Annotated in this window: 11 protein-coding genes; 9 read left to right on the forward strand and 2 right to left on the reverse strand. The window is 67.8% G+C overall.

Annotation, left to right across the window (positions count from 1 at the left end; genetic code table 11):
* Positions 1-907, forward strand: a 907-nt coding sequence (gene tilS / locus C665_RS15545; RefSeq protein ID WP_004321704.1) for a tRNA lysidine(34) synthetase TilS, incomplete at its 5' end; no start/stop codon positions are given.
* A gap of 23 nt (positions 908-930) precedes the next feature.
* Here the strand turns inward: tilS and C665_RS15550 are convergent.
* Together C665_RS15550 and C665_RS15555 are read right to left on the reverse strand one after the other, a co-directional pair.
* Complete coding sequence (locus C665_RS15550) at positions 931-1,536, reverse strand: response regulator transcription factor (protein WP_004321707.1); 606 nt, start codon at positions 1,534-1,536, stop codon at positions 931-933.
* Positions 1,533-3,575 carry an ATP-binding protein gene (locus C665_RS15555; RefSeq protein WP_004321709.1) on the reverse strand — a complete coding sequence of 681 codons (2,043 nt, stop codon included), beginning with the start codon at positions 3,573-3,575 and terminating at the stop codon, positions 1,533-1,535. Before C665_RS15555 ends, C665_RS15550 begins: the two co-directional genes overlap by 4 nt.
* Positions 3,576-3,721: 146 nt before the next feature.
* Here C665_RS15555 and C665_RS15560 point away from each other — a divergent pair, with 146 nt between their 5' ends.
* From C665_RS15560 to C665_RS15595, 8 genes are all read left to right on the forward strand, one after another.
* Positions 3,722-4,726, forward strand: a complete 1,005-nt coding sequence (locus C665_RS15560; protein WP_004321711.1) for a TRAP transporter substrate-binding protein — start codon at positions 3,722-3,724, stop codon at positions 4,724-4,726.
* A 73-nt stretch (positions 4,727-4,799) separates the two neighbouring features.
* Positions 4,800-5,504 (forward strand): TRAP transporter small permease, encoded by a 705-nt coding sequence (locus tag C665_RS15565; RefSeq protein WP_004321712.1) that lies wholly within the window; start codon positions 4,800-4,802, stop codon positions 5,502-5,504.
* A complete protein-coding gene (locus C665_RS15570; RefSeq protein ID WP_004321715.1) occupies positions 5,501-6,784 on the forward strand; it encodes a TRAP transporter large permease in 1,284 nt (427 codons plus the stop codon). Before C665_RS15565 ends, C665_RS15570 begins: the two co-directional genes overlap by 4 nt.
* A gap of 164 nt (positions 6,785-6,948) precedes the next feature.
* On the forward strand, positions 6,949-7,599 hold the full coding sequence (locus tag C665_RS15575; protein WP_004321718.1) for a DedA family protein: 651 nt from the start codon (positions 6,949-6,951) through the stop codon (positions 7,597-7,599).
* A 97-nt stretch (positions 7,600-7,696) separates the two neighbouring features.
* Positions 7,697-8,122 carry a nucleoside-diphosphate kinase gene (gene ndk, locus C665_RS15580; RefSeq protein WP_004321721.1) on the forward strand — a complete coding sequence of 142 codons (426 nt, stop codon included), beginning with the start codon at positions 7,697-7,699 and terminating at the stop codon, positions 8,120-8,122.
* Positions 8,123-8,254: 132 nt separating this feature from the next.
* Positions 8,255-9,403: a dual-specificity RNA methyltransferase RlmN gene (rlmN, locus tag C665_RS15585; protein WP_004321723.1), complete on the forward strand. Its 1,149-nt coding sequence runs from the start codon at positions 8,255-8,257 to the stop codon at positions 9,401-9,403.
* Complete coding sequence (gene pilW, locus C665_RS15590) at positions 9,400-10,200, forward strand: type IV pilus biogenesis/stability protein PilW (protein WP_004321726.1); 801 nt, start codon at positions 9,400-9,402, stop codon at positions 10,198-10,200. Before rlmN ends, pilW begins: the two co-directional genes overlap by 4 nt.
* Before the next feature lie 5 nt (positions 10,201-10,205).
* On the forward strand, positions 10,206-10,769 hold a 564-nt coding region (locus tag C665_RS15595; protein WP_040829432.1), incomplete at its 3' end, for a helix-turn-helix domain-containing protein.

Raw genomic sequence — 10,769 nt, forward strand, 5'->3', positions numbered from 1 at the left:
GATGCGCGCGGTGGAGCCGGGCGGGGCAGGGCGGGCGGGGCGGCTGCGCCCGCTGCTCGGGCTGCGCCGTGCGCAGCTGCTCGAGTGGGCGGGCGCGCACGGACTCGGTTGGGTGGAGGACGAGAGCAACGCCGAGCTGCGCTTCACCCGCAACGCCCTCCGCCATCGTCTGCTGCCGGTGGCCGAAGGCCTCTTCCCGGCGGCGGTGCCGAACCTGGCGCGCGCAGCCGCTCATTTCGCCGAGGCCGACGCGCTGCTCGGCGAACTCGCCGCGATCGATGCCGCGGCTTGCGGCGCGCCCGTGCTATGCCGCGCGGACTTGCTCGCCCTGACGCCGGCGCGCCAGGCCAACCTGCTGCGCTGGCTGCTGCTCGGGTCCGGTGCGCCCTTGCCCGGCGCGGCGCCGCTCGGCGAAGCCCTGCGCCAGCTGCGCGCGTGCGAACCCGCCCACCCCCTGCGTCTGCCGCTCGGCGCCTGGGTGTGCTGCGCCTACCGCGATCGTGTGTGGCTGGAGCCGGCGCAGCCGCCCGCTCCGCAGGCGCTGCACTGGCAGGGCGAGGCGGCGATGCACTGGGGCGGGGATGAAGTACGCCTCGTGGCGTCGATCGGCGCTGGACTGGGCAGGGGCTGCCTCGAAGATGCCGGCGAGGTCCTGCTCGGGCCCCGGCGCGAGGGTCTGCGCATGCGACTGCACCCCGCGCGGCCGCGGCGCGAGCTGCGCAAGCTCTGCCAGGAGGCCGCGATTCCCGCGTGGCTGCGCGACCGCCTGCCGGTGCTGTGGGTGGACGGCGAGCCCGCGTGGGTGGGCGGCATCGGCGTGGCGGCGGAGTTCGCCTGCGCGCCGGGGGCAGCGGGGCTCGTGCCGGAGTGGCGACCGGGCGGCGTCACCCCCGCGCCGCCACCCTGAGCGCTGAACGGTGGCGCCCGCGCTCAGGTGCGCAGCGTGGTCAGCAGCTGTGCCAGCTCGACCGCCGAGCGCACCTCCATCTTCTCGAAGATGCGCGAGCGGTGCGCCTCCACGGTGCGCATCGAGATCGACAGGTCGTCGGCGATCACCTTGTTGTACTTGCCTTCGAGGATCAGCTCCATGACCTCGCGCTCGCGCTGGGTGAGCGTGGCCAGGCGTGCCTCGATGGTCTCGCGGCTGGCGGCGGCGCGCAGGCGCTCGTCGTCGGTGGCGAGCGCCTTCTCGACAAGGTCGACGAGATCGTGGTCGTTGAAGGGCTTCTCGATGAAGTGGAAGGCGCCCTTTTTGAGCGCCGCCACCGCCATCGGCACGTCGCCGTGGCCGGTGATGAAGATCACCGGCAGCTGGCAGCCGCGCGCGAGCAGCTCGTCGAAGCACTCCAGCCCGCTCATGCCCTGCATGCGGATGTCGAGCACGATGCAGCCGCGCCAGTCGCCGCGCCAGTCGGCGAGGAAGGCCTCGGCCGAGGCCCAGCTCCGGCAGGGTACGCCGCGCGTCTTGAACAGCCATTCGAGGGCGTCGCGGATGGCTTCGTCGTCGTCGATGATGTGCGTGCAGGCGGGATTCATTCGAACTCGGCGTCCACCGGGAGGGAAAGGGTGAAGATGGTACCGCCGCCCGGCCGCGATTCGAAGGCCAGGCGGCCGCGGTGCAGCTCGGCGATCGAGCGGCAGATGTTGAGTCCCATGCCCATGCCCTCCTGCTTGGTGGTGAAGAAGGGCTCGAATAGCCGCGCGGCGGTTTCGGCGGGAATGCCTGCGCCGCGGTCGGCGACGGTGACGGTGACGAAGCGGCCCTCGCGCGCGGTGTGCACGGCGACGACGCGCTCGGCTGGCGGGGTGTCGCGCATCGAGTCCATCGCGTTGCGCACCAGGTTGACGACGATCTGCTCGATCATCACCGCGTCCGCCGGCACCTGCGGCAGGCCGTCGGCGAGCTCGCTGCGGATCCGCATGCCGCGCTTGCGCGCGTCGGCCTCGATCAGGCCGATGGCGTCGCGGATCACCGCGGCGAGGTCGAGCGCCTCGCGCTTGGGTTCGGATCGGCGCACGAAATCGTGCACCCGGCGGATGATCTCGCCGGCGCGCTGGGCCTGACGGGCGATGCGCTGGTGCACGTCGAGCAGCTCGCTGCGGTCGAGCGGCGCCTCGTCCTGCAGGCGGTTGATGCAGCCCGTGGTGTAGCTTGCGATCGCCGCGAGCGGCTGGTTGAGCTCGTGCGCGAGCGTGGACGCCATCTCGCCCATGGTGATCAGGCGCGAGCTCTGCTGCAGGCGCTCCTCCTGCTGGCGGGCCTGTTCGCGCGCGCGCTTCTGTTCGGTGATGTCGAGCACCGAACCCATCCAGCCGGCGTGGCGGCCGGAAGCGTCGATCAGCGGCGCCTCGAAGACGAGGACGTCGAGGGTTTCGCCGTTCTTGCGCCGCAGGCGCACCTCGGTGCCTTCGCTGGCGCTGCCGCTGGTCATGATCTGGCGGTGCAGCTCGAAGGTCTGCTCCAGCCTTTCCGGGTCCCAGTAGGGCATCGGCGGCTTGCGACCGAGCAGCTCGTCCGCGCTGAAGCCGGTCATGCGGCAAAAGGCGGAGTTGACGTAGGTGAGGCGGCCTTCGAGGTCGCGCGCACGCATGCCGGTCAGCATCGAGTCCTCCATCGCCTTGCGGAAGACCGACTCGGCGCGCAGCGCCACCTCGGCCTGCTGACGGCGTGCGAGCTGGCGGCGCAGTTGCATCACGCTCCACACGATGATGCCGGCCAGCAGCACGATCGAGGCGCCGAGCAGCACCGGGATCCAGCGCGGGTCGGAGCGGTAGGCGGAGATCTGCAGCGTGAGGCCGTGTCCGGGCGGATCGAAGGGCATCGAATAGGACAGCCGCGGCGACACCGGCGCGACTTTCGACTTGGCGGCGATCGTGCGTCCGTCGCTGTCGAGCACGGCGACGTGGTAGCGCTCGGAGAACCACCACGGCAGCTCGCGCATCACCACGTCCGAGAGCGCATACACGCCGACCACCATGCCGACCTGCGCCTCGTCCGACCACACCGGCACGTGCACCTCGAAGTGGTGGGTGCCACCGGGCGCCGGATGCGCGGGGCCATACACCGGGCGGCCGATGGCGCGTGCCAGCCGCACGCTGGATTCGTCGACCGGCACCGCGGCAGCATCCGCGGAGGCGTCGTGCACCGCCTGGGCGGGAGCCAGCGGCGGCATCGCGCCGCGCACTTCGCCTTCCGGCGACAGCCACAGGATGCGCGCGAGGCCGCGCTCGGATGTCAGCAGGCTGGCGAGCCGAGCCTCGGTCTGCGCCGACAGCGTGGGTGTGGCGAGCAGCTCGGGGCCGATCTCCTGCAGGTGGTTCTCGTTGCGGTCCAGGTTGAAGCGCAGGTTCTGCTCCATCCACAGCACGTCGCTGATCAGCGTCGCGCGCTGGGCCTCGTCGTCGTACTCGCGGGTGAGCCACACCAGCGCGGCGATCGCGGCGAGGAAGAGCGCCAGGCTGAGGTAGGGCAGCTGCTGCAGCCAGCGCCGGCGCGCCGGGGGCGGGAGAGGGTCGGAGAGGCTCATCGGAAAAGGCTGCGGGTCGGGATCCGGCGGCTTGCGGTTGTCACGCATGCGGAGATCCACAATAGCAGCCCTCACAGGGCGAAACGATACTGATCCCCGACACAGCGAAACTTATCGCCGTGCATGCGCCCGGTAAGGAGCTGTCCGGGCGGCGAAAACTACCTAGATGCAGTTCTCTCGGAGGAGATGCTTTCATGAAGATCCGTTCGCTTCTGGTCGGTCTGGTTGCCGTGGGTCTGTCTGCTGCAGCGGTCGCCGCAGACCCCATCGTGATCAAGTTCAGCCACGTGGTGGCGCAGGACACGCCCAAGGGCAAGGCTGCCGAAAAATTCAAGGAGCTCGCCGAGAAATACACCGGCGGCGCGGTCAAGGTCGAGGTGTACGCGAACAGTACCCTCTACAAGGACAAGGAGGAGATGGAGGCGCTGCAACTCGGTGCCGTGCACCTGCTGGCGCCGTCTCTGGCCAAGTTCGGTCCGCTCGGTGTCAAGGAGTTCGAGGTCTTCGATCTGCCCTACATCTTCGACGGCTACGAGGCGCTGAACAAGGTCACCCAAGGTGCGGTCGGCCAGCAGCTGCTCGCCAAGCTCGAGCCCAAGGGCATCAAGGGCCTAGCCTTCTGGGACAACGGTTTCAAGTCGTTCTCGGCCAATAGCCCGATCAGGAAGCCGGAAGACCTCAAGGGCAAGAAGATGCGCATCCAGTCGTCCAAGGTGCTGGAAGAGCAGATGCGCGAGATCAAGTCGCTGCCGCAGGTGATGGCCTTCTCCGAGGTCTACCAAGCGCTGCAGACCGGCGTCGTCGATGGGACCGAGAACCCGCACTCCAACCTCTACACCCAGAAGATGCACGAGGTGCAGAAGCACATGACCCTGACCGACCATGGCTACCTGGGCTATGCGGTCATCACCAACAAGAAGTTCTGGGACGGCCTGCCGGCCGAGGTGCGCACGCAGCTCGACAAGGCGATGAAGGAATCGACCGTCTACGCCAACCAGATCGCCAAGGAAGAGAACGACAAGTCGCTCGCGGCGGTGCGTGCCTCCGGCAAGACCGAGGTCTATGCGCCGACCGCCGAAGAGAAAGCCGCGTTCAAGAAGGCGCTCGTCCCGGTGCACAAGAAGATGGAGTCGCGCATCGGCGCAGAGCTGATCCAGTCGATCTACAAGGAAACCGGGTTCGATCCGGCCAAGCTCTGATTTCCCTGATTGATCTGTCGCACGCCCGCTGGCTGCATCCGCGCTCGCGGGCGTTTTGTTTGAGGAGGTCGCAATGCTGAAGATTCTGGATCATCTGGAGGAATGGCTCATCACCTTCCTCATGGGGGCCGCGACGCTGATCATCTTCGTCTCGGTCGTTCACCGCTATGGCTCGGGCCTGGAGATCCCCGGGCTGCAGGACTGGCTGCTCGGGCTCAACCTCGGATGGGCGCAGGAGCTGACCATCATCATGTTCGTGTGGATGGCGAAGTTCGGCGCGGCGTACGGCGTTCGCACCGGCATCCACGTCGGGGTCGACGTGCTGATCAACCGCCTGTCCGCGCCCAATCGTGCCCGGTTCGTCGTCATCGGGCTCGCCGCCGGCGCCCTCTTCACCGGCATCGTCGGCACGCTCGGGGCCACCTTCGTGCTCGAGAACGGGGCCCACTACCAGATCCTGTCCTGGCTCGGCATGGATACCGGCGATCTCTTCGAAGGCCCCACCACGCCCGATCTCGAGTGGCCGACCTGGATGGTCTATGCGGCGATCCCGTTCGGTTCCTACCTGATGTGCTTCCGCTTCCTGCAGGTGATGGTCGCCTTCATCCGCACCGGCGAGCTGCCGCATCACGATCACGGCCATGTCGACGGCATCGAGGAGGAGCACGTGCCGGTCGATGTCAATCCCTACGACATGGGCGACAACCTGCACCCGCGCGACCTCAAGCACAAGCAGATCGGCGAGGGTCGTGACAAGCAGCAAGGAGGCAAGAAATGAGCGCCGCAATCATCTTCATCCTGCTGCTGGTGTTGATGCTCACCGGCATGCCGATCTCCATTTCGCTCGGCCTCACCGTGCTGACCTTCCTCTTCACGATGACCGAGGTGCCGATCGAGTCGGTGGCACTCAAGCTGTTCACCGGCATCGAGAAGTTCGAGATCATGGCGATCCCGTTCTTCATCCTCGCAGGCAACTTCCTGACCCATGGCGGCGTCGCGAGGCGGATGATCAATTTCGCCACCTCGATGGTCGGTCACTGGCACGGCGGCCTGGGGCTGGGCGGCGTAGTCGCCTGCGCCCTGTTCGCCGCGGTGTCGGGGTCGAGCCCGGCGACGGTGGTTGCGATCGGCGCGATCCTGCTGCCGGCGATGGTCAAGCAGGGCTTTCCGAACAAGTTCGGTGCCGGCGTGATCACCACCTCGGGTGCGCTCGGGATCCTGATTCCGCCCTCGATCGTGATGGTCATGTACTCGGTGTCGACCAACACCTCGGTCGGCGCCCTGTTCATGGCGGGCGTCGTGCCCGGCATCCTGCTTGCGGCCTTCCTCGGCTTCACGACCTGGAACCGTGCGCGCAAGTTCGGCTACCCGCGCCTTCCGAAGGCGACCTGGGCACAGCGTGCGAAGGCGTTCAAGGATTCGGCCTGGGGGTTGTTCCTGATCGTGGTGGTCATGGGCGGCATCTACACCGGCATCTTCACGCCCACCGAGGCGGCGGCGATGAGTGCGGTGTATGCGTTCTTCGTCGCGGTGTTCGTGTACAAGGATCTGGGCATGAAGGACGTGCCCAAGGTGCTGCTGAACTCCGCCAACATGAGCGCGATGCTGCTGTACATCATCACCAACGCGGTCTTGTTCTCCTTCCTGCTCACGCACGAGAACATCCCGCAGGAAATGGCCGACTTCATGATCGGAACCGGCGTGGGGATGATCGGCTTCCTGATCATGGCCAACATCCTGATGCTGATCGCGGGCAACTTCATGGAGCCGTCATCGATCGTGCTGATCCTGGCGCCGATCCTGTTCCCGATCGCCATCAAGCTGGGCATCGATCCGGTGCACTTCGGCATCATCATGGTGGTGAACATGGAAGTGGGCATGTGCCACCCGCCGGTGGGCCTGAACCTGTATGTCGCCAGTGGCATCACCAAGATGGGCATCACCGAGCTCACGGTGGCGGTCTGGCCGTGGCTGCTGTCGATGCTGGTGTTCCTGGTGCTGGTCACCTACTGGCCCGCCATGTCGCTGTGGCTGCCGCGCACGCTCGGCATGATGTGAGGGCGTAGCGAGCTCGATCCCGGACCCGGCCGTGTGCCGGGTCCGGCTTTTCGAGGACGATCCGGTGCTCGGGCCGTGCGCGGATGCTGCATCGAGGTGTTTCATTCCCGGCTCCGGATGCTGCGCTGCGCTAGAATCGCGCGTCCTTGCCCGTCGGGTCCTTCATGGAATACCTCGCCTTCACCGTCGATCTCGTGCTGCACGTCGATCGTCACCTCGCCGAACTGCTCGCGAACTACGGCAACTGGATCTACGCGATCCTCTTCCTGATCGTCTTCTGCGAGACCGGTCTGGTCGTCACCCCCTTCCTGCCCGGCGATTCGCTGCTTTTCGTGGCCGGCGCGCTGGCCGCCGGTGGCGGCATGGACCCGGGTGTCCTGATCACCGTGCTGTTCGTCGCAGCCGTGGCCGGCGACTCGCTGAACTACACGATCGGCAACCGTTTCGGTGGGCGGATGCTGCAATGGCCCGACAGCCGCCTCTTCAACCGCCGGGCGCTCGAGCGCACACGCGAGTTCTATGAGCGTCATGGCGGCAAGACCATCATCATCGCCCGCTTCATGCCGATCATCCGCACCTTCGCGCCCTTCGTCGCGGGCATGGCGGCGATGCGCTACCCGCGTTTCCTCTCCTTCAATGTGCTCGGCGCTGCGCTCTGGGTCGGACCTCTTGTCATGGCGGGTTACTGGTTTGGCAACCTGCCGCTGATCAAGAACAATCTCACCCTGGTGATCTTCGGCATCATCCTGCTGTCGCTGCTGCCGCTTTTCGTCGGGTGGCTGCGTCATCGTGCAGCCTCGGTGGGCGCAGGATGACCGGAAGGTCGTGGCGCTTGCTTCGCGTCGCCCGGAAAGGGGCGGAAACCTGCTAAAATTTCGCGCTTTTTTCCACACACCGTCCCGGAGTCTTTCCATGGCAATCGAACGCACCCTCTCCATCATCAAGCCCGACGCCGTCGCCAAGAACGTGATCGGCCAGATCTACGCCCGCTTCGAAGCCGCCGGCCTCAAGATCATCGCCGCCAGGATGGTGCACCTGTCCGAGCAGGAAGCCGGCCAGTTCTACGCCGTGCACAAGGAGCGCCCCTTCTTCAAGGATCTGGTCTCCTTCATGACCTCCGGCCCGGTGATGATCCAGTGCCTGGAAGGCGAGAACGCCATCGCCAAGAACCGCGAGCTGATGGGCGCCACTGACCCGAAGAAGGCCGACAAGGGCACCATCCGCGCCGACTTCGCCGAGTCGATCGACGCCAACGCCGTGCACGGCTCCGACGCCCCCGAGACCGCTGCCGTGGAAGTGGCTTTCTTCTTCCCGGGCATGAACGTTTACTCGCGCTGAGCGGTCCGTACCAGCGGCCCGTCGCGCACGCTTCGCGGTGCCTCCCGCACCGCGCGCGGCGTGAGCGGGCCGTTTGCATTACGGTCGGCCCGTCATCGCGGGCCTCCGCTCCCGAGAGGTGAAGTTTCAGGCATGAGCACTCCCAATCCGGTCAATCTGCTCGATTTCGACGTAGACGGCCTCGTCGCCTGGTTCGCCGGGCTGGGCGAGAAGCCGTTCCGCGCCCGCCAGGTGATGCGCTGGATGCATCACGAGGGCTGCGACGACTTCGACGCCATGACCGACGTCGCCAAGTCCCTGCGCGCGAAGCTGAAGGACCTCGCCGTGATCCGCCCGCCGGTGCCGGTGCGCGACTCGATCTCGGCCGACGGCACGCGCAAGTGGCTGCTCGACGTGGGCAACGCCAACGCGGTCGAGACCGTGTTCATTCCCGAGACCAGCCGCGGCACGCTGTGCGTGTCCTCGCAGGCGGGCTGCGCGCTCGACTGCGCGTTCTGCTCCACCGGCAAGCAGGGCTTCAACCGCAACCTGTCGGCCGCGGAAATCATCGGCCAGCTCTGGCTGGCCAACAAGCTGCTCGGCGCGGCGCGGGCCGACGCCGAGGAGCACGCCACGGACCTCGAGGCCGGCGAGAAGGACAACGGCCGCATCATCAGCAACGTGGTGATGATGGGCATGGGCGAGCCGCTCGCCAACTTCGACAACGTCGTCACCGCGCTGCGCCTCATGCTGGACGACCACGCCTACGGCCTGTCGCGCCGCCGGGTCACGGTGTCGACCTCGGGCATCGTGCCGGCGATGGACCGCCTGCGCGACGAATGTCCGGTGGCGCTGGCGGTGTCGCTGCATGCGTCCAACGACGCGCTGCGCGACCGCCTCGTGCCGATCAATCAGAAGTACCCGCTGCGCGAGCTCATGGCCGCCTGCCAGCGCTACCTCGAGCGCGCGCCGCGCGACTTCGTCACCTTCGAGTACGTGATGCTCGAAGGCGTCAACGACAGCGACGCGCACGCTCGCGAACTCGTCGCGCTGGTGCGCGACACGCCGTGCAAGTTCAACCTGATCCCGTTCAACCCCTTCCCGGACTCCGGCTTCCAGCGCTCGCCCGCGGAGCGTATCCGGCGTTTTGCCGGTATCCTGATCGACGCCGGTATCGTGACCACCACGCGCAAGACGCGTGGCGACGATGTCGACGCTGCGTGCGGCCAGCTCGCCGGCCAGGTCCAGGACAGGACGCGGCGTACCGTGCGCCTGCACCAGGCGAGGGAGAACATGCGATGAAATCGACACTGGCACCGGTCGTGCTGGCGGTGGCGCTCGTGCTCGGCGGCTGCGCGGGTGCGCCCGGCGTACCCGCCGGGTCGTCCTCGATCAGCCGGCCGATGTCCGACACCAACCCGGCGACGCCGGCCGATGCGCGCGCACGCGTGCATGTGGAGCTCGGCATGGCCTACTTCGAGGTGGGGCGCTACGACGTCGCGCTCGACGAGGCGAAGATCGCGCTCGCCGACAGCCCGTCCTACGCCCCGGCCTACCACCTGCTCGGGCTGGCCTACATGTCCGTCGAGGAGCACGCCGCCGCGCGCGAGAACTTCGAGCGTGCGCTGCGCGAGGCACCGGGTGACCCCGACTTCAACAACAGCTACGGCTGGTTCCTGTGCTCTCAGGGCCAGGAGCGCGCAGGCCTCGAGTACCTCGCGCTCGCGGCGCGCAACCCGTATTACCGCCACCAGACGCGCCCGCTCACCAACGCGGGCCTGTGCCATCTGCGCCTCGGCGAGGAGGCTGCAGCCGAGGCGCAATTCCAGCGCGCGGTGCAGGCCGACCCGGAGAACGCGCAGGCACTCTACCTGCTCGCGGACATCGCCTATCGCGGCGGTCGCTACGAGCAGGCGCGCAGCGAGCTGATCCGGCTGCACCAGGCGCACGGACCGAGCGCGGCTTCGGCCTGGTTGGGCCTGCGCACCGAGCGCCGCCTCGGCAACGCCGACGCCGAGGCGAGCTATGCTGCCCAGTTGCGCAGCCGCTTCGCCGAATCGGAGGAGTTCAAATCGATGAATCAAGGGAAGTTCGAGTGAGCAGCATGCAGTCCGACCACCTTGCACTTGGCGCCGAGTCCGCCGCCTCGCCCGGCGCCCGCCTGCGCCGGGCGCGCGAGGCGCGTGGCGAGTCGGTGCACGAGGCCGCTTTCGCCATCAAGCTGAGCCCGCGCCAGATCGAGGCGCTGGAAAACGACGACTTCGCCGCGCTCCCGGGCATGGCCTTCGTGCGTGGTTTCGCGCGCAACTACGCGCGTTACCTCGGACTCGACGCGACGCCGCTGCTCGATGGCATCGAGCACCTGGCCGGCGCCGGGCAGCCCGACCTGTCGCCGATCCGCAATGCCGATGGCGACCTGCCCGCCGGTGGCGGCGGGCGTCGCGGCAGCTTCCCGGCTGGGGTCGTCGTGGCCTTGTTGCTGGTCTTGCTCGGCGTGGGCTGGTACTTCGACTGGTTCCGCACCGAGCCCCTGCCCGGGCTCGAACTGCAGACCGAGCCTGCGCCCGCCTTCATGCCCGCGCCCACCGAGGGTGGCGGCGCCGCGCCGGCCACGAGCGAGCCGGTGGCCACGCCCGCTCCGCTGGAGGCGAGCGCGCCCGCGGCGCCG

Origin of the sequence: Thauera aminoaromatica S2, from assembly GCF_000310185.1 — a bacterium.
Lineage (GTDB): Bacteria > Pseudomonadota > Gammaproteobacteria > Burkholderiales > Rhodocyclaceae > Thauera > Thauera aminoaromatica.

Bases quoted from the DNA above. Each gene is read 5' to 3' on its own strand.
- C665_RS15550 (WP_004321707.1), bottom strand. From the start codon at position 1,536: ATGAATCCCGCCTGCACGCACATCATCGACGACGACGAAGCCATCCGC.
- C665_RS15565 (WP_004321712.1), top strand. From the start codon at position 4,800: ATGCTGAAGATTCTGGATCATCTGGAGGAATGGCTCATCACCTTCCTC.
- rlmN (WP_004321723.1), top strand. From the start codon at position 8,255: ATGAGCACTCCCAATCCGGTCAATCTGCTCGATTTCGACGTAGACGGC.
- pilW (WP_004321726.1), top strand. From the start codon at position 9,400: ATGAAATCGACACTGGCACCGGTCGTGCTGGCGGTGGCGCTCGTGCTC.
- ndk (WP_004321721.1), top strand. From the start codon at position 7,697: ATGGCAATCGAACGCACCCTCTCCATCATCAAGCCCGACGCCGTCGCC.
- C665_RS15555 (WP_004321709.1), bottom strand. From the start codon at position 3,575: ATGCGTGACAACCGCAAGCCGCCGGATCCCGACCCGCAGCCTTTTCCG.
- C665_RS15575 (WP_004321718.1), top strand. From the start codon at position 6,949: ATGGAATACCTCGCCTTCACCGTCGATCTCGTGCTGCACGTCGATCGT.
- C665_RS15570 (WP_004321715.1), top strand. From the start codon at position 5,501: ATGAGCGCCGCAATCATCTTCATCCTGCTGCTGGTGTTGATGCTCACC.
- C665_RS15560 (WP_004321711.1), top strand. From the start codon at position 3,722: ATGAAGATCCGTTCGCTTCTGGTCGGTCTGGTTGCCGTGGGTCTGTCT.